The organism is Pseudolysinimonas sp., from assembly GCF_049651805.1.
Taxonomy (GTDB): Bacteria; Actinomycetota; Actinomycetes; order Actinomycetales; family Microbacteriaceae; genus Pseudolysinimonas_A.
In genome coordinates this window covers 13,706-31,835 of record NZ_JBASCU010000011.1, presented here as the reverse complement: position 1 = coordinate 31,835, position 18,130 = coordinate 13,706, and the positions used below count along the sequence as shown (strand labels likewise).

General features: G+C 69.5%; 17 protein-coding genes and 1 pseudogene. 15 read left to right on the top strand and 3 right to left on the bottom strand.

Going from position 1 to position 18,130, the window contains the following annotated elements; all coding sequences use genetic code 11:
* The first annotated feature begins 15 nt into the window (after positions 1 to 15).
* Positions 16 to 1,179, top strand: coding sequence for an ADP-forming succinate--CoA ligase subunit beta (gene sucC, locus WBL06_RS01830; RefSeq protein WP_424454267.1), 1,164 nt, complete (start codon positions 16 to 18; stop codon positions 1,177 to 1,179).
* A gap of 12 nt (positions 1,180 to 1,191) precedes the next feature.
* Positions 1,192 to 2,082, top strand: coding sequence for a succinate--CoA ligase subunit alpha (gene sucD / locus WBL06_RS01825; RefSeq protein ID WP_424454266.1), 891 nt, complete (start codon positions 1,192 to 1,194; stop codon positions 2,080 to 2,082).
* Positions 2,083 to 2,088: 6 nt separating this feature from the next.
* On the opposite strand, the gene WBL06_RS01820 is transcribed toward sucD, so the two are convergent.
* From WBL06_RS01820 to WBL06_RS01810, 3 genes are read right to left on the bottom strand one after another with little or no spacing between them, the layout of a single operon-like run.
* Positions 2,089 to 2,490 (bottom strand): type II toxin-antitoxin system VapC family toxin, encoded by a 402-nt coding sequence (locus WBL06_RS01820; RefSeq protein ID WP_424454265.1) that lies wholly within the window; start codon positions 2,488 to 2,490, stop codon positions 2,089 to 2,091.
* A complete protein-coding gene (locus WBL06_RS01815; protein WP_424454264.1) occupies positions 2,487 to 2,747 on the bottom strand; it encodes a type II toxin-antitoxin system Phd/YefM family antitoxin in 261 nt (86 codons plus the stop codon). The genes WBL06_RS01820 and WBL06_RS01815 overlap by 4 nt, the downstream gene beginning before the upstream one ends.
* A gap of 52 nt (positions 2,748 to 2,799) precedes the next feature.
* On the bottom strand, positions 2,800 to 3,579 hold the full coding sequence (locus tag WBL06_RS01810) for an IclR family transcriptional regulator (RefSeq protein WP_424454263.1): 780 nt from the start codon (positions 3,577 to 3,579) through the stop codon (positions 2,800 to 2,802).
* Positions 3,580 to 3,762: 183 nt separating this feature from the next.
* On the opposite strand from WBL06_RS01810, the gene WBL06_RS01805 reads away from it, so the two are divergent.
* From WBL06_RS01805 to WBL06_RS01745, 13 genes and pseudogenes are all read left to right on the top strand, one after another.
* On the top strand, positions 3,763 to 4,506 hold the full coding sequence (locus tag WBL06_RS01805) for an MIP/aquaporin family protein (RefSeq protein WP_424454262.1): 744 nt from the start codon (positions 3,763 to 3,765) through the stop codon (positions 4,504 to 4,506).
* On the top strand, positions 4,503 to 5,501 hold the full coding sequence (gene dhaK / locus WBL06_RS01800) for a dihydroxyacetone kinase subunit DhaK (protein ID WP_424454261.1): 999 nt from the start codon (positions 4,503 to 4,505) through the stop codon (positions 5,499 to 5,501). Before WBL06_RS01805 ends, dhaK begins: the two co-directional genes overlap by 4 nt.
* 31 nt (positions 5,502 to 5,532) lie before the next feature.
* A complete protein-coding gene (dhaL, locus tag WBL06_RS01795) occupies positions 5,533 to 6,174 on the top strand; it encodes a dihydroxyacetone kinase subunit DhaL (RefSeq protein ID WP_424454260.1) in 642 nt (213 codons plus the stop codon).
* A pseudogene (locus WBL06_RS01790) lies at positions 6,071 to 6,853 on the top strand (HPr family phosphocarrier protein); the annotation flags it as partial. The gene dhaL and the pseudogene WBL06_RS01790, both read left to right, overlap by 104 nt.
* 48 nt (positions 6,854 to 6,901) lie before the next feature.
* Positions 6,902 to 8,593, top strand: a complete 1,692-nt coding sequence (gene ptsP / locus WBL06_RS01785; RefSeq protein ID WP_424454315.1) for a phosphoenolpyruvate--protein phosphotransferase — start codon at positions 6,902 to 6,904, stop codon at positions 8,591 to 8,593.
* Positions 8,594 to 8,619: 26 nt separating this feature from the next.
* The gene (locus tag WBL06_RS01780; RefSeq protein ID WP_424454259.1) at positions 8,620 to 10,176 is read left to right on the top strand and encodes an alpha/beta hydrolase; all 1,557 of its coding nucleotides are present in this window, start codon (positions 8,620 to 8,622) and stop codon (positions 10,174 to 10,176) included.
* Between the two features lie 140 nt (positions 10,177 to 10,316).
* Positions 10,317 to 11,531: a DUF6350 family protein gene (locus WBL06_RS01775; protein WP_424454258.1), complete on the top strand. Its 1,215-nt coding sequence runs from the start codon at positions 10,317 to 10,319 to the stop codon at positions 11,529 to 11,531.
* A gap of 18 nt (positions 11,532 to 11,549) precedes the next feature.
* A complete protein-coding gene (gene purN / locus WBL06_RS01770; protein WP_424454257.1) occupies positions 11,550 to 12,134 on the top strand; it encodes a phosphoribosylglycinamide formyltransferase in 585 nt (194 codons plus the stop codon).
* The gene (gene purH / locus WBL06_RS01765; RefSeq protein ID WP_424454256.1) at positions 12,131 to 13,717 is read left to right on the top strand and encodes a bifunctional phosphoribosylaminoimidazolecarboxamide formyltransferase/IMP cyclohydrolase; all 1,587 of its coding nucleotides are present in this window, start codon (positions 12,131 to 12,133) and stop codon (positions 13,715 to 13,717) included. Before purN ends, purH begins: the two co-directional genes overlap by 4 nt.
* 47 nt (positions 13,718 to 13,764) lie before the next feature.
* Positions 13,765 to 14,025: a hypothetical protein gene (locus WBL06_RS01760; RefSeq protein ID WP_424454255.1), complete on the top strand. Its 261-nt coding sequence runs from the start codon at positions 13,765 to 13,767 to the stop codon at positions 14,023 to 14,025.
* Entirely contained in the window at positions 14,013 to 14,420 is a 408-nt protein-coding gene (locus WBL06_RS01755; protein WP_424454254.1) for a type II toxin-antitoxin system VapC family toxin, read from the top strand. Before WBL06_RS01760 ends, WBL06_RS01755 begins: the two co-directional genes overlap by 13 nt.
* A 70-nt stretch (positions 14,421 to 14,490) precedes the next feature.
* The gene (locus WBL06_RS01750) at positions 14,491 to 16,305 is read left to right on the top strand and encodes an ABC transporter ATP-binding protein (protein WP_424454253.1); all 1,815 of its coding nucleotides are present in this window, start codon (positions 14,491 to 14,493) and stop codon (positions 16,303 to 16,305) included.
* A complete protein-coding gene (locus tag WBL06_RS01745; protein WP_424454252.1) occupies positions 16,302 to 18,107 on the top strand; it encodes an ABC transporter ATP-binding protein in 1,806 nt (601 codons plus the stop codon). The genes WBL06_RS01750 and WBL06_RS01745 overlap by 4 nt, the downstream gene beginning before the upstream one ends.
* The last annotated feature ends 23 nt before the right edge of the window (positions 18,108 to 18,130 follow it).

Here is an 18,130-nt window from a genome sequence, read left to right as displayed (position 1 = left end):
AAGAAGAAGTCCAGCGTGGATCTGTACGAGTACCAGGCCCGTGATCTGTTCGAGAAGCACGGGGTTCCCGTGCTCGCCGGCATCGTCGCCGAAACCCCTGCCGACGTGCGCGCAGCAGCCGAGAAACTCGGTGGCGTCACCGTCGTCAAGGCACAGGTGAAGGTCGGAGGCCGCGGCAAGGCCGGCGGCGTGAAGGTCGCGAAGACCCCGGCGGATGCCGAAGAAGCGGCGAAGGCGATCATCGGCCTCGACATCAAGGGCCACATCGTCAAGAAGGTCATGGTTGCCGCGGGAGCCGACATCAAAGAGGAGTACTACTTCTCGGTGTTGCTCGACCGGGCCAACCGCTCCTACCTGTCGCTTGCCTCCTACGAGGGCGGCATGGAGATCGAACAGCTCGCCGAAGAGCGGCCCGAGGCACTCGCCCGCATCGAGGTCGACCCGGTCGCCGGAATTGACCTGGCCACGGCCACCGAGATCGCGACTGCCGCGAAGTTCCCGGCCGAGATCATCGGCAAGGTGGCCCCGGTGATCGTGAAGCTCTACGGAGTGTTCGCCGCCGAAGACGCCACGCTCGTCGAGGTGAACCCGCTCGTGCTCACCGGCGCCGGCGACATCGTCGCGCTCGACGGCAAGGTCACGCTCGACGAGAACGCCGGATTCCGGCACCCCGAGCACCAGGCGCTCGAAGACAAGGACGCCGCCGACCCGCTCGAGGCGAAGGCGAAGGCCCACGACCTCAACTACGTGAAGCTCGACGGCGAGGTCGGCATCATCGGCAACGGCGCGGGGCTCGTGATGAGCACCCTGGATGTCGTCGCCTACGCGGGCGAGCGGCACGGCGGCGTGAAGCCCGCCAACTTCCTCGACATCGGCGGTGGCGCTTCGGCCGAGGTCATGGCGGCCGGGCTCGACGTCATCCTCGGCGACCCGCAGGTGAAGAGCGTCTTCGTCAACGTGTTCGGTGGCATCACCGCGTGCGACGCCGTGGCGGAAGGCATCGTCAAGGCGCTCGAGATGCTCGGCGACAGCGCGACGAAGCCGCTCGTGGTGCGCCTCGACGGCAACCGCGTCGACGAGGGTCACGCGATCCTCCGCAGCGCACGGCATCCGCTCGTGACGCTCGCCGAAACCATGGACGACGGCGCCGACAAGGCCGCCGCATTGGCTGCGAAGTAGAAGGACCAGAACATGTCGATCTTCCTCACCAAGGACTCCAAGGTCATCGTCCAGGGCATCACCGGCGGCGAAGGCACCAAGCACACCGCCCTCATGCTCAAGGCGGGAACCCAGGTCGTCGGCGGCGTCAACGCCCGTAAGGCCGGCACGACCGTCGAGCACGACGGAGGCGTCACGCTCCCCGTCTTCGGAACCGTCGCCGAAGCCATCGAGAAGACCGGCGCCGACGTCTCCATCATCTTCGTGCCCCCGGCCTTCGCGAAAGACGCAATGATCGAGGCGATCGACGCCGGCATCCCGCTGCTCGTCGTCATCACCGAAGGCATCCCGGTGCAGGACACCGCCGAGGCCTGGGCCTACGCGACGAGCAAGGGCAACGCGACCCGTATCATCGGCCCGAACTGCCCCGGCATCATCACGCCCGGCGAGTCGCTCGTGGGCATCACCCCGAACAACATCACCGGCAAGGGTCCGATCGGCCTCGTGTCGAAGTCGGGAACCCTGACTTACCAGATGATGTACGAATTGCGCGATCTCGGCTTCTCGACCGCGATCGGCATCGGCGGCGATCCGATCGTCGGCACGACGCACATCGACGCGCTCGCCGCGTTCGAGGCCGATCCCGAGACGATGGCGATCGTCATGATCGGCGAGATCGGCGGCGACGCCGAGGAACGCGCGGCCGAGTACATCAAGGCGCACGTGACGAAGCCGGTCGTCGGCTACGTCGCGGGGTTCACCGCCCCGGAAGGCAAGACGATGGGCCATGCCGGCGCGATCGTCTCCGCCGGAGCGGGAAATGCCGAAGGCAAGAAGGTCGCGCTCGAGGCCGCCGGGGTCAAGGTCGGCAAGACGCCGTCGGAGACCGCTGCCCTCATGCGGGAGCTCATCCAGAGCCTGTAGGTCGCCTCAGACCTTGATGACGTCGGGCCCCCCGAGCCCGGCGAGAACAGCGAAGTCGTCGTCCTGCGTCACGACGGGAATGCCGCGCGCAACGGCGATCGAAGCGATCCACAGATCATTGACGTTGATACCACGACCGTTCTCGGCCAGCCGGAATCGCAAGCGGGCCCACTCCTTGGCTGCTGAGGCATCCACCGGGAGCGGGACGAGACCGGCTACGGAGTCGAGGGTGGCCATCCGACGAGACCGGATGTCGGCATCCCGGGCGGCGTGAACGCCCGCGTGCAGTTCGGCGATGGTGATGACGCTCACGGCAACCTGCTCGGGAAGTGCTGTCTCGTCGAGGGAGCGACCGATCTCCGAGGCGATCAACACGCTGGTGTCGAGCAGTCCGAGCGCGACCGTCACCGGATGGGTCCGAGGTCGTCGGTCGTATCGCCCGCGAAGTCGGCGAGATCGCGACGCAGGTCGGGGTCGGCCTGGTGGCCGCGCAAGCCGCGGATGAACTCGCGTCGCGGCATTGCCGACCGTCGTCCCGTCGAGATCGGCACGAGGGTGGCGATTGCGACGCCGTTGGAGGTGATCGTCACGTCGTCGCCGCCCTGCACACGCCGGATCACATCGGCTGTATTGTTGCGCAGTTCGCGCACCGGAACGTCGGTCATGGCCACAGTCGAGCGCGGTGTAGCACTGCGTCGCACGGTGTAGCGCATCAAGCTAGATGTCGTCGTCGGGCTGCCGCTCCGGCGGGTGCGGGGGCCACGACGATGCCCCCAGCTCGCGCGAGATAGTGCGCGCGGTCTCCCGCAGGTCGTTGAGCACCGGGTCCTCGGGCGGCCACTCACTCGTGGGAAGCACGACCGCGACGGCCGCGATGACGTTGCCACTGGCATCCGACACCGGGGCGGCGACCGACGACTCGCCGAGCACCGCCTCGTCTTGCTCGGTGGCGAGGCCGCGGGTCGTGATCTGGGGCAGCAGCAGTGACAGCTTGGCGGCATCCGTGATGGTGTCGCCGGTGAGGCTGCGCAGGTCTTTGCCCAGCACCTCGGAGGCGTAGTCGGCGTCGTAGGCGAGCAGTACCTTGCCCATCGCCGAGGCATGCGCGGGGATGGTGAGCCCGGTTTCGAGCATCTGCTGGCTGCCGTCGGGCCGACGGTTGTGGTGGATGACGATGACTTCGTCGAACAGCTCGGCACCGAGTCGCACGGCCAGTCCGGTGCGACGGGCCAGCTCGCGCGTCCACCGCATCGCCCGAGCGCGCACGTCGAGGGTGTCGAGGTAGACGTTGCTGAGTTTCAGCAGAGCCGGGCCGAGCATGTAGCGGTCGGAGCCGCGCTCTTTGGCGACCAGGCCGTGCTCGCGCAACGACTTGACGATGCCGTGCACGGTCGAGGGCGGGAGGTCGAGGGCAGCGGCGAGTTCGCTGATCCGCAGGTGGCGGGCGCCCTGCAGGAGCCGCAGCACGTTCGCTGCCCGATCGATCGCCTGGATCACGGCATCCCTTCCTTGGGGTGGCTTCCATTATGCGTGCGACGACGACGTCACTCGTTCGAAATCGACTCTTGACGTCACGGTATTTCTGCAGCATATTCGACATTGTCGAATGACGTTCCGAAGATGGGACGTCGGCGGGAGACCGCATCGACGTCCCCAACCCGCATGTCCAAAGGAGCACATATGGATGAGAACCGCACCTGGCAGAAGCTGGCCGCGGAGTTTCTCGGCACGGCATTCCTGGTCTTCGTCGGAGTCGGCTCGGTGCCGGCCCTCGCGCTCGCGCGCGGCGGAGAACCCTTCACCGGCGCTGAACTCGGAGTGATCTCACTCGCCTTCGGCACCATCGTCGTCGCTACGGTCTACACGTTCGGCTACATCTCCGGCAACCACATCAACCCCGCCGTGACCCTCGGTCTCGCCGTGTCGGGCAAGTTCCCGTGGCGCGAGGTGCCGGGCTACCTGATTGCTCAGGTGCTCGGCGCGACAGTCGGCGCCCTCGCGATCGTGGGGGTGCTCGGGATGCCGGCGAGCGAAGCAGGACTCGGCGTCGCCGCCTACGGCGACATCCCCTGGTACCAGGCGTTCACGGCGGAGTTCGTCGGCACGTTCATCCTGGTCTTCACGGTCTTCGGTGTCATCCACCGCAAGGCGGCCTCCGGATTCGCGGGGATCGTCATCGGCCTCGTCGTGTTCGCGGCGATCATTCCCGTCGCCCCGGCGACGGGCGCGTCGATCAATCCGGCGCGAACGACGGGCCCGATGCTGATTCAGCAGCTCCTCGGCGGCGAAGTGAGGTGGGAGCAGTACCCGGTGTACATCGCGGCGGAATTGCTCGCCGGCGTTGCGGCCGCGCTGCTGTTCGGGTTGATTTCGAAGACCGCGGCCGACAAGGCCGAGGCGAAGAAGGAGAGCGTGCCCGCATGAAGAAGCTGATCAACGATCCCGACGCGGTGCTCGCGGATGCCCTCACCGGCATCGCGGCAGCCCACAGCGACCTGCGGGTCGACTTCACGAACCGCATCATCTACCGAGCGACCCCCAAGGCCGACGGCAAGGTGGCGCTCATCTCGGGCGGTGGCTCCGGCCACGAACCGCTGCACGGCGGCTTCGTCGGCACCGGGATGCTCGACGCGGCCTGCGCCGGTGAGGTCTTCACCTCTCCGACGCCCGACCAGATGCAGGAGGCGACCAAGGTCGCCGACCGCGGGGCCGGCGTGCTGCACATCGTGAAGAACTACACGGGCGACGTCATGAACTTCGAGATGGCGGGCGAACTTGCCGCTGCGGAGTCGGGCGTCGAGGTCGCGACGATCGTCACCAACGACGACGTCGCCGTGCAGGACTCCACCTGGACGGCCGGCCGTCGCGGCGTGGGCGTCACGGTGCTGCTCGAGAAGATCGTCGGTGCGGCGGCCGAGGAGGGGCGCGACCTTGCGGCCGTGCTTGCCCTCGCCGAGAAGGTCAACGACTCCGGCCGCTCGATGGGCATGGCGCTCACCTCCTGCACGGTGCCCGCGGCCGGCAAGCCGACGTTCGACCTGCCCGACGACATGATGGAGATCGGCGTGGGCATCCACGGTGAACCGGGGCGCCACCGCGTACCGCTCGCCGGTGCCCGCGAGATCGCGCAACAACTCGTCGAACCGATCCTCGCCGACCTCGACTTCACCGGGGGCCCGTCGATCGTGATGCTCAACGGCATGGGCGGCTCGCCGCTCATCGAGCTCTACCTGATGTACGGCGAGGTCGCGAAGCTGCTCGAGAAGGCCGGGGTGAAGGTCGCCCGCACGCTCGTGGGTAACTACATCACGTCGCTCGACATGGCGGGCTGCTCGGTGACGGTGCTGAAAGCCGACGACGAGATCCTGAGATTGTGGGATGCTCCCGTCGTCACCGGCGGACTCCGCTGGGGCGCCTGACCGGCACCGTGAAACACACGAAGGACGAAGCATGAACGGCACGATTCCTCTCCCAGCTCTGGTGACCTGGCTCGACGCGTTCCGCACCGCGGTGACGGAACAGCGGGCCTATCTCACCGAACTCGACTCCGCGATCGGCGACGCCGACCACGGGGCGAACATGGCGCGCGGCATGGCTGCCGTCATGGACAAGCTCGAGACGTCGACGCCGCCGACAGCAGACGAACTGTTCAAGTCGGTCGGGATGACACTGGTCACCTCGGTCGGGGGAGCGAGCGGGCCGCTGTACGGAACCTTCTTCCTTCGGATGGGCATGTCCGCGGGCGCCGTCGCCGAATTCGACGGCGCGGCGCTCGCGGCAGCCCTCAGGGCCGGGCTCGACGGAATCGTCGCGCGCGGCAAAGCCGAGGCGGGCGACAAGACGATGTTCGACGCTCTCGCCCCGGCGCTCGACGCTTTCGACGCGGCGCTCGCGGACGGATCCTCGATCCCCGCTGCCGCCGCGGCCGCCGCCGATGCGGCGGAAGCCGGACGCGACGCGACGGAGCCCCTCGTCGCCCGCAAGGGTCGTGCCAGTTACCTGGGCGAGCGCAGCGCCGGTCACCTCGACCCGGGCTCGGCTTCGACCGCCCTACTCATGCGCACCCTCGCCGACGTTCTCGGGAGTTCGTGACGTGATCGGCATCGTTGCCGTCTCGCACAGCCTGCAGCTGGCCGAGGCGGCCGTCAGTCTCGCCCTGCAGATGGTGCCGACGGCGGCCCCGCGCGTGCTCGTTGCTGCAGGCGCCGGCACCGAGAAGGACGGCTCGCCGATCGTCGGCACCGACGCCACCCGCGTCGCCGCCGCCATCGATGCCCTCGCCGACACCGACGGGGTGCTCGTGCTGATGGATCTCGGGTCGGCGGTGTTGAGCGCCGAACTCGCCCTCGAGCTGATTGCCTCGCCCGTCGAGGTGCGTCTCTCAGGGGCCCCGTTCGTCGAGGGGTTGCTGGCCGCAGTGGTGCGCGCGTCCGGCGGTGCAACGCTCGCTGAGGTTGCGGCGGAGGCGGAGTCGGCGCTCGCCCCCAAGAACGGCCAGCTCGGACCACCCCGGTTGGCGGCCTCCGACGCCGGGACCGTCGACCCCGACCGCATCGCCGAACGCGTGACACTGGTCAACCCGCTTGGTCTCCATGTGCGGCCGGCGGCGTTGATCGCGACCGCCGTGCGATCGGCTGACGTCGCGATCGAGGTGACTCGCACGGGAGCGCGGGCGAACGCCGCCAGTCCCACAGCTCTGCTCTCGCTGGGCGCGCGCCTCGGCGACGAGATCGAGATCTCGGCCGCCGCCGGCGCCCGTACCGAACTCGACCACGTCGTCGCGCTCGTCGTCGACGGGTTCGGCGAACGTGACACCGCCGTGGCGGCAGAGTCTGCGCCCGCGGTCCCCTCTCGCCCGGTGGGCGTGAGTCCCGGCCGGGCGATCGGACCGGTCGTTCACATGGCCTCCACCGTCGACGAACCCGCCGGCGGGCGCGCGTTGGGCAGCAACGTCCGTGCGGCCGAGGTCACGCGGCTGCGCGCGGCAGCGGCGCGGGTGGCCGGCGAGCTCGAAACCCGCGCCGCCGCAACGCGGGGTGAGGCCCGCGTCATCCTCGAAGCGACCGCGCTGCTGGCGCGTGACCCCGCCCTGCTCGACGCCGCCGCCGAGTCGATCGTCGATGACGGCACGTCGGCCCCCCGTGCGGTGTGGGATGCGGCTGCCGCCGTCGCCGAGACCCTGGCAGCACTCGGGGGGCGCAGCGCAGAACGCGTCTCGGATGTGCGGGATGTGCGCGACCGACTCATCGCCGCCCTCGCCGGGTACGTGCTCGGCGGGGTGCCACAGCGTGCCGAACCCTTCGTGCTGGTGGCCCACGACCTCGCCCCCGCCGACACCGCGACCCTTGATCCGGCGACGGTCGTCGCACTCGTGACCGAGGAGGGTGGCCCGACCTCGCACACCGCGATCATCGCCCGGTCGCTCGGCATCCCCGCCGTCGTCGCCGCAACCGGGGCGCTCGGCATCCCCGAGGGAACGTTCGTGCTCGTCGACGGCAGCACGGGCGAGGTGCGGCCCGATCCCGATGCCGCCACCGTCGCCGCCGTCGTCGCCGAAGCTGCGGCCGCCCGTCCGGTGCCGCTCGCCGCCCCCGGGTCGACCAGGGACGGCCATCCCGTCGCCCTGCTCGCCAACATCGGCGACCCGCGAGGCGCGGAAGCAGCGGCCACAGCCGGCGCCGAAGGGGTGGGGTTGTTCCGCAGCGAGTTCCTGTTCCTCGATCGCGCGGATGCCCCCGGACGCACGGAGCAGGTCGAGGCGTACCGAGCGGTGTTCGCCGCTTTCCCGGGGCGCAAGGTCGTCGTGCGCACCCTCGACGCCGGGGCCGACAAGCCGCTGCCCTTTCTCGCCGCCGGCGCCGAGGATAACCCCGCCCTTGGTGTTCGGGGGCTGCGAACCGCACGCCGCCGTCCCGAGATCCTCGACGAGCAGCTCGCGGCGATCGCCGAAGCCGCCGCCGCCGAGCAGGCCGTGATACAGGTCATGGCACCGATGGTGGCGACCCTCGACGAAGCCCGCGACGTCGTCGCCCGCTGCCGGGCTGCCGGGCTGCCGTCGGCCGGCGTCATGATCGAGACACCCGCCGCCGCGCTGCGTGCCGACGACCTGATGGGCGCGGTCGACTTCGTGAGCATCGGCACCAACGACCTCACGCAATACACGATGGCGGCCGACCGGATGATCGGCGAGCTCGCCGACCTCAACGACCCCTGGCAACCGGCCGTGCTACAGCTCGTCGCCGACGTCGGCCGCGCCGGTGCGGCCACCGGCACGCCCGTCGGGGTATGCGGGGAGGCCGCCGCCGACCCGTTGCTCGCGGTCGTCTACGTCGGACTCGGCGTCGGCTCGCTCTCGATGACGCCGCGCGCGATGCCCGTCGTCGCCGAGGCGCTCCGCTCGCTCACGCGCGCCGACTGCGTGCGGATCGCGAAGGTCGCGCTCGCCGCCCCGACAGCTGCCGAGGCGCGTGCCGCCGCGGCATCCGCTCTCGGGCCGGCATCGCTAGGCTGACCCCAGTCGTCCCGAGGGGGTCTCGCGTGGCCAACCGCCGCATCCTGCCGCTTGCCGCCGTACTGACGGCGGGTGCTCTGCTGCTGTCCGGCTGTTTCGGGTTCCCGTTCCCCGGTGGTGGTGGGGGCAGCCAGACCGTCGACACCTCGACCGACGAAGAAGTCGAGCCGAGCCTTGAGGCGTTCTACCAGCAAGAACTCACCTGGTACGACTTGGGAAATCGCGTCGACGAGACCACGGTCACGGTGCCCCTCGACTGGGACGACCCGGCCGGCGAGACGATCGAGATCGCCGTGGCGCGGCACAACGCCACCCGCGACTCGATGGGCTCGATGCTCCTGAACCCCGGCGGGCCGGGCGGCTCCGGCTACGACTTCGTCGCACAATCCGCGGCCTACATCGTCACCGACGATGTGCTAGCGAACTACGACATCATCGGCTTCGACCCCCGCGGCGTCGGCCGGTCGACCGGCATCGAGTGCTACACCGATCCGAACGACCAAGACGCCCTGCTCTACGACACGTTCGACGCCGAGTACGGCACGGCGGCATGGATCGATGAGCTCACCGTCGCTCAGACCGACTGGATCGACGCGTGCGTCGAGAACACCGGCGACCTGCTCGGCAACCTGGATGCCGCGAGCGTCGCGCGCGACATGGACGTGCTGCGTGCGGTGCTGGGCGACGAGAAGCTCACCTACCTGGGCTACTCGTATGGCACCTACCTCGGAGCGGTGTACGCGGAGCTCTTCCCCGAGAAGGTGGGGCGGATGGTGCTCGACGGCGCCGTCGACCCGCTCGTCGGCGACCTCGACGCGCTCGCCACCCAGATGGCGGGCTTCGAGAGCGCTTACCGCGCGTTCCTGGAGTACTGCTTCGACGACAGCGACTGCCCGTTCTCGGGCAGCGTCGATTCGGCCATGCAGCAGACCGAGGATCTCATCCTCGATGCCGGTGACGACGGTCTCACCTCCAACGACGGCCGGGTGCTCGACACCGCGACGATCGGCACGGGCCTCATCCAGAATCTCTACAGCCAGTCTCTTTGGTCTCGGCTCGTGCGGATGCTGGCCGACCTCGACGCGGGCGAGGCAGATCTGACGTTCGAGAGCGCTGACTACTACAACGGCCGCTACGAGGGCCCCTTCTACGACGGCAACGGTTACGACATCTACACGGCGGTCACCTGCAACGAGGGCACGCTCGGTACCGACGGCGTGGCTCCCCTCGAAGGTCTCGCCGTGATCGACCAGCGGGCGCCGTTCCTCGGATTTGCGACGGCGCTCGACGACTACGTGGCGCTCGACGTGACGTGCTCCAACTGGCCGTACCCGGCCGCCGAGATGCCCGCGTCGTACGCCGCCGAGGGCGCGCCGCCCATCCTCGTCGTTGGCACGACGAATGACCCGGCGACCCCGTACTCGCAGGCGGTATCGCTCGCCCAACAGCTCTCGAGCGGTGTGCTCATCACCTACGAGGGCGAGGGCCACACCATCTACGCGGGCGGCGTGGCGTGCGTCGACGACACCGTGGATGCCTACTTCTTGCGCGGCGAGGTGCCGAGCGCCGACCCGATGTGTTGAGGTGGCTTCCCGTTTTCAGGAAGTTGTGGGGCTGAAGTTGCTGGAGTCGCCTCGTGCGCGCTCGCAGCGCGACATCCTTCACTCGAGCCACTCCGATTCCTGAAATCGGAAAGCCAGCGACCGCGGGATAGGGTCGGGCCGTGACCCGGCGGCTGACGATGCTCTTCGCGGGGCTCGAGTCGCTGCTCGTGCTCGCGATCGGGGTCGCCATCCCGCTCGCGCCGCTCACGATCGTGTGGGGCGTGCATTTCGGCTTCGCCCCCGAGTGGACCGTGTTCTGGCGCGCCGCCGTTGACGTCTGGCTGCTCGGGCACGGTGTCGATGTGACGTTCACACTCGACCCTCTGCTGGCAGAAGCGCTCGGGATGCCGGCCGCCGCCGACCCCGTGAAGGTCACCATCGCGCTGCTCGGGTTCGCGCTGCTCACCCTGCTGCTCGGGGCGCGTGCGGGCGGGCGCATCGCCGAAGCGGGCCATCGAGTGCTCGGCGGGGTGACGGCGATCGTCGTGTTCGGCGCCGCATCCCTCGGCGTGACCGCGACGGTGCTCCATGCCGCCGCCCGTCCGTCACTCTGGCAGGGGCTCATCCTGCCGGCGACGGTGTTCGGCGCGGGCGTCGTCATCGGGGTGTTGCGATCGCGGCGTGCGGGAGACCGGGACGCTCTGGGCCGCTGGCTCGACGACCGGTCTCCCGAGCTGCGGGCTGCGGCTGGAGCTGCTCTGCGCGCCGGGATCGGCGCTGTTGCGATCACCGCCGCCGTTGCTGCCCTTCTCGTCGCCCTGCTGTTCGTGCTGCGGTTCCCCGACATGATCGGGCTCTACGAGGCCCTGCATACCGAGGTCGTCGGAGGGATCGCCCTGACGGCGGGTCAACTCGCCATCCTCCCCAACCTCGTGCTGTGGGCGGTCGCCTGGCTGGTCGGCCCGGGGTTCGCGATCGGGGTCGGATCACACGTCTCACCGGTCGGGACGGCGTTGGGGCCGATTCCGGCGCTTCCGGTGTTCGGCGCGCTGCCGACGGGTGATTCGGCCTTCGGGTTCGCGGGCATTCTCGTGCCGGTCGTCGCCGGATTCCTCGCCGGGGTCGCGGTGCGTCCGGGACTCGCCCGCGCGCTCGGGTACCTCGCCCCGCTCACGGTGCTCGGCGCCGCCGTCGGGGGCGGGATTGTCGGCGGTGCGCTCATCGGGTTCCTCGCGGCCGCGTCGGGCGGCGCGGCCGGCCCGGGTCGCCTCGTCGAGGTCGGGCCGGACCCGGTCGCGGTGGGACTTGTCGCGGCACTCGAGTTCGCCGTCGCGATCGGGATCGGACTCGCGGCGGCATCCCGGCTGCCCGCCCCGCAGAGAGTGCCCCGCTGACGTCGATAGGCTGGGCGGGTGCTCCGGCTCGTCGTCCTCATCTCCGGGGGCGGGAGCAACCTCCGCGCCCTTCTCGAAGCGAGCGAAGACGCCGAGTTTCCGGCCCGGGTCGTCGCGATCGGTGCCGACCGTGACGCCGATGGCCTCGCGCACGGCGAGGAGTACGGCATCCCGACCTTCGTCGTGCCGTTCGGGGCTTTCGAGACCCGCGAGGCGTGGGGCGACGAGCTGCTCGCCCAGGTGCGGCAGTGGGATGCCGACCTCGTCATCCTCTCCGGCTTCATGCGGCTGCTGCCCCCGGGCGTGGTGAGCGCACTCGCCCCCAACCTGCTCAACACCCATCCGGCGTACCTGCCCGAGTTCCCGGGTGCCCACGGCGTGCGTGATGCGCTCGCCGCCGGCGTCTCCGGGACCGGGGCGAGTGTCATCGTCGTCGACGACGGCGTCGACAGCGGCCCGATCGTCGCTCAGCGTCGCGTGCCGGTGCTGTCCGGCGACACCGAGGCCCGGCTGCACGACCGCATCAAGCTCGTCGAACGCGAACTGCTCGTGCAGGTCGTGCTCGACATCGCCAATTCCCACATCACCCTGAAGGACCTATGAGCGGCGCATCCATCGACCCCTCCCTGTACCGCGAGCGCGACCTCGTGCCGATCAAGCGCGCGATCGTCGCGGTGAGCGACAAGACCGGACTCGTCGAGCTGGCCCGGGCGCTCGCCGACGCGGGTGTCGAGATCGTCTCGACCGGCGGAACCTCGGCGGCGATCGCGGCGGCCGGCATCCCGGTCACCCAGATCGGCGACCTCACCGGGTTCCCTGAGCACCTCGACGGCCGCGTGCGCACCCTGCACCCGAAGGTGCACTCGGGGCTGCTCGCCGACCTGCGGCTCGAGGCGCACGAGGCCGAACTCGCCGCGTTCGAGATCGAGCCGTTCGAGCTGGCGGTCATCAACCTCTACCCCTTCGCCGCAACGGTCGCGAGCGGGGCCGAGCCGGATGCCGTGGTCGAGCAGATCGACATCGGCGGCCCCGCGATGGTGCGGGCGAGCGCGAAGAACCACGCGAACGTCGCCGTGGTCACCGACCCGGCGCGCTACGGCGACATCGTCGACGCCCTGGCGGCGGGGGGCACCAGCCTGCTGCAACGTCGCGAGCTCGCGCGCGAGGCCTTTCGGCACACCGCGACCTACGACATCGGCGTCGCCTCCTGGATCGGCAACGTGCTCGCCCCCGACGATGCGGGTTCGGGCTTTCCGGGCTGGATGGGCGCCTCGTGGACGCGTGCCGACGTGTTGCGCTACGGCGAGAACTCCCACCAGCGCGCGGCGCTGTACACGTCGCCGAACGGCGTCGGCATCGCCCAGGCCCGACAGCTGCAGGGCAAGGAGATGTCGTACAACAACTACGTCGACGGCGATGCCGCGGTGCGTGCCGCCTACGACCACGAGACCCCGACGGTGGCGATCATCAAGCACGCCAACCCGTGCGGCATCGCCACCGCGGGCACGATCGCCGAGGCCCACGCCCTCGCGCACGCGTGCGACCCGGTGTCGGCGTTCGGCGGGGTGATCGCCGCGAACCGGGTGATCACCCGCGAGGCCGCCGAGTCGATCGCGCCGATCTTCACCGAGGTCATCATCGCCCCCGGATTCGAGCCCGGTGCTCTCGAGGTGCTTGCCGGCAAGACCAACCTGCGCCTGCTCGAACTGCCCGCCGGGTTCGGCGACGGGCGCACCGAGTTCCGGCGCATCTCTGGCGGGCTGCTCGTGCAGACGGTCGACACCCAGTTCACCCCCGCGCTTCAGTGGAAGCTCGCCGCCGGCCCCGCGGCTGACGCCGAGACGCTCGCCGACCTGGAGTTCGCCTGGCGCGCCTGCCGGGCCGTCAAGTCCAACGCGATCCTTCTCGCTTCGGGCGGAGCGTCGGTCGGCGTCGGCATGGGCCAGGTCAACCGCGTCGACTCGTGCAAACTCGCCGTGGAGCGCGCGGGCGACCGGGCGCGGGGGAGCGTGGCGGCATCCGATGCCTTTTTCCCGTTCGAAGACGGCCCGCAGATCCTGCTGGATGCCGGGGTGAAGGCGATCGTGCAACCCGGTGGTTCGGTGCGCGACGACGAGACGATCGCGGCCCTCGAAAGGGCGGGCGTGACGATGTACTTCACGGGCGAGCGGCACTTCTTCCACTGAAACGGCGAAGGTGTCGCACTCCCGCGTCTCGGTGTTACACTCGGTCGGTGCCCACGAGCCGACCGCGATATACCGTCACCGAGACGGATGCGCTCCGGGCGGCTCTGGACGACATCGCTCGAGAGCATCCGGAACTCGCCGACGACCGCAATGCGCTCTTCCGCCGACTCGTTGAGTCGGCGACCGAGCGGCGTGACCTCAGGCGGCAACGGGAAGCTCGTCGCGCCGCACTGGCGCGGATGAGCGCTCGAGGCCTGAACTACCCTCCCGGATATCGCGACGAGCTGCGCCGCGAGTGGCCCGCGTGATCGTGCTCGACGCCGGCGTGCTGATCGCAGCGAACGACCCGCGCGACGCCCATCACGCCAGTGCGTCCGCATTCATCGAGGCCCACGCCGAACGGGGTCTCGCAGCTCCCGGCGTCACGCTCGCCGAGACTCTCGTCCACGCGGTCCCGGTCGGGCTCCTCAGCGACCTGCTCGAGGACTACGAGATCCTCGGGATCCAGCCGCTGGACGTTCCGGGCGTTGCAGCTGGAACCATCGCTCGCATCCGCGCGGAGACCCGACTCCGCATGCCCGATGCGCTCGTCGTCTACGTGTGCGAGCGGGAGCAGGCCGAACTGGCGACCACGGATCACGCACTCGCCAAGGTCGCCACTGCGAGAGGCATCCCGGTGCACGATCTGACTCGCCGAGAGTGACCCGGCGGGTCTAGGCTGGAAGGCTGCCCTGCACGACGTCGGACGTCGTGGGGGGCGGCACCTCTTCCTCATGCCAGATACCTCCCCGATTCCCACGCTTCCGCGCGCCGGGACTGCACGTACTTTGCTGCGTCTGCTCCCGTTTGTGCGTCCCGCGTTGCCCCGGATCATCCTCGGGATGGTCGCGGCGCTGCTCGCCGGCCTCGTCGCGCTCGGCATCCCGCTGGTATTGCAGTCGCTCGTCGACGGTCCGCTCGCGAGCGGCGACTCGTCGCAGATATGGCCGGCGGCGATCGTCGTGTTCGTGCTGGGCGCGCTCGAGGCGGCGTTCATCATGGCGCGCCGCTTCTTCGTGCTGACCCCCGGCACGCATGTCGAAGCCGCCATGCGCCGAACGCTCTATGCGCAGTTGCAAGACCTGCCGGTCGCCTTCCACGACAAGTGGCAGAGCGGGCAGTTGCTGTCGCGCGCGATGAGCGACCTCGGGCTGATCCGCCGGTGGCTGTCGTTCGGCATCGTGTTGCTCATCGTGAACTTCGTCACGATCGTGGTCGGCGCGGTCGTGCTGTTCTTCTGGAACTGGGTGCTCGCGCTCGTGTTCCTCATCTGCTCCATCCCGCTGTGGATCTACGGCTATGTCTTCGAGCAGAAGTACTCGATCGTCGCGCGGCGCTCGCAAGACCAGCAGGGCGACCTCGCCACCGCCGTCGAAGAGAGCGTGCACGGCATCCGCGTGCTCAAGGCGTTCGGGCGCGGAAAGTACTCGCTCGAGAAGTTCACGCGCCAGGCCGACCGATTGCGCGGAACCGAGCTCGACAAGGCGCGCTCGATCGCGAGCATCTGGCTCTGGCTGCTGCTCGTGCCCGACGTCGCGTTCGCCCTCTGCCTGGGCGCTGGGGTCTGGCTCGTCGCCACCGACCAGATGACGGGTGGGGCGCTCGTGGCATTCTTCGCCACGGCCACCGTGCTGCGCTTCCCGATCGAGTCGATCGGCTTCCTGCTGTCGATGACCTTCGACACCCGCACGGCCGTCGACCGGCTGTTCGAGGTGCTCGACGAACCCAACCCGATCGTCGACCCGGGTGAGCCCCACACCGTCACCGAGCCGCGCGGGCGGCTCACCTTCGAGAACGTGCACTTCCGCTATCAGGACGCCGGCCCCGAGGTTCCCGACCTCGTCGACGGCGTCGACCTCGTGCTCGAACCCGGCGAGACCATGGCGCTCGTCGGTCTGACCGGGTCGGGAAAGACCACCCTCACCGCCCTGTCGACCCGCCTGTACGACGTGACGGGTGGTGCGATCAAGCTCGACGGCGTCGACATCCGCGATCTCACCCGCGAAGAGCTGCGCCGCCGTATAGCGATGGCGTTCGAAGACGCGACGCTGTTCTCGGCGTCGGTGCGCGACAACGTGCTGCTCGGGCGCCCCGAGTTGGCCGACGACCCAGATGCCGCTTCCGCAGTACTGGCTGAAGCACTCGAAATCGCGCAGGCGGAGTTCGTCGCTGAGCTGCCCGACGGCGCGAACACCACGGTCGGCGAGGAGGGGCTGTCGCTCTCGGGGGGCCAGCGGCAGCGCCTCGCGCTGGCCCGTGCCGTCGCCGCCGCCCCGTCGGTGCTCGTGCTCGACGACCCGCTCTCCGCGCTCGACGTCGATACCGAGGCTCGCGTCGAGGCGGCGTTGCGCCGGGTGCTGGCCACGACGACGGCGCTCATCGTCGCCCACCGGCCCTCCACCGTGCAGTTCGCCGACCGCGTCGCGCTGCTCCAAGACGGCCGGGTCAGCGCGGTCGGCACCCACTCCGAGCTGCTCGCGACCAACGACCACTACCGCTACGTGATCTCGTCGCTCGAGCCCGACAACACCCGCGAGGTGGACAAGTGAGCGTCACCGGCGTCGAAGGCGAGGAGCGTGGCGACTATACCCGCGACGAGAGCCGACAGATCCGGGCGCGATCGGTACGCCTGCTCGGCTCGCTGCTGCTCCCCGTGCGCGCCCGCGTCATCCTCACCCTGCTCGTGGTCGTGGTCAGCACGGCAGCGCAGGTGGCCGGGCCAGCGCTGATCGCCCTCGGCATCGACCAGGGACTTCCCGCCGCGCTCGACGCCGACTTCGTGCCGCTCGGCGTCGCCGTGGGAGCCTACCTCGTCACCGGGGTACTCGGCGCCGTGCTGATCGCCTGGTACACGATGTTGTCGGCGCGGGTCAGCCAGGCGATCTTGTTCGATCTTCGCCGCCGCGTGTTCCTGCACGCCCAGCGGCTGAGCCTGGAATTCCACGAGAGCTACACCTCGGGCCGCATCATCGCGCGCCAGACCAGCGACCTCGAGTCGATCCGCGAACTGCTCGATTCGGGGCTCAACGGGCTCGTGCGCGGCGTGCTCTACATGGTCTTCATCGGGATCGCTCTCATCGTGTTCGACCCGGTCAGCGCTCTGGTGATCGCGGCATCCCTGGTGCCTCTCGCGTTCCTCACCCGCTGGTTCCAGATGCGCTCGCAGCGCGGATTCCGGCTGACCCGCGTCGTGTCGGCCCGCGTCATCGTGAAGTTCGTCGAGACGATGACCGGCATCCGCGCGGTCAAGGCGTTCCGCACCGAAGGGCGCAACGACCGGGAGTTCGGCGGTCTGGTCGAGGACTACCGGGATGCCAACGCCAAGGTCATCAAGCTGTTCGGCATCTACGACCCGGCGTTGATCCTCATCGGCAACACCGCGGTCGCCGTGGTGTTACTCGTCGGAGGCTTCCGAGTGATCGACGGCGGCCTCGAGATCGGGTCACTGCTCGCCGTGTTGCTCTACACCCGCCGCTTCTTCGACCCGATGGAGGAGATGGCGATGTTCTACAACTCCTACCAGGGTGCCGCCGCGGCGCTCGAGAAGATCTCGGGCGTCTTGGAGGAGGAGCCGAGCGTTCCCGACCCGGTCGCGCCGGTCGACCTGTGGCAGGCGAAGGGCGCCCTCGACTTCCGGGACGTGCGGTTCGCCTACCGCGGCGACCGGATCGTGCTGCCCGACTTCTCGCTGTCGATCCCGGCCGGGCAGACCGTCGCACTCGTGGGTTCCACCGGTGCGGGCAAGTCGACCCTCGCGAAGCTGCTCGCCCGGTTCTACGACCCGACGGCAGGAACCGTCGAGCTGGATGGCATCGACCTGCGCCGACTGCATCCCAAGGACCTGCGGCGCGCGATCGTCATGGTCACCCAGGAGGCGTACCTCTTCAGCGGCTCGGTCGCCGAGAACATCGCGCTCGGCAAACCCGACGCCACGATCGACGAGATCGTCGCGGCGGCCCGGGCCGTGGGGGCCGACACCTTCATCGACAAGCTGCCCGACGGCTACGACACCGACGTGAACAAGCGCGGCGGGCGGGTCTCGGCGGGCCAACGGCAGTTGCTGTCGTTCGCCCGAGCGTTCCTGGCCGACCCGGCCGTGCTCATCCTCGATGAAGCCACCGCGTCGCTCGACATCCCGAGCGAGCGGCTCGTGCAGCAGGGTCTCACGACGCTGCTCGCCGACCGCACGGCGATCATCATCGCCCACCGGCTGTCGACCGTCTCGATCGCCGACCGGGTGCTCGTGATGGAGCACGGGCGCATCGTCGAAGACGGCGCGCCGGCCGACCTGATCGCCGGCACGGGTCGTTTCGCGAAGCTGCACGCCGCCTGGCGGGACAGTCTGGTTTAGGGCTTTGCTCGTAGAGACGGAGA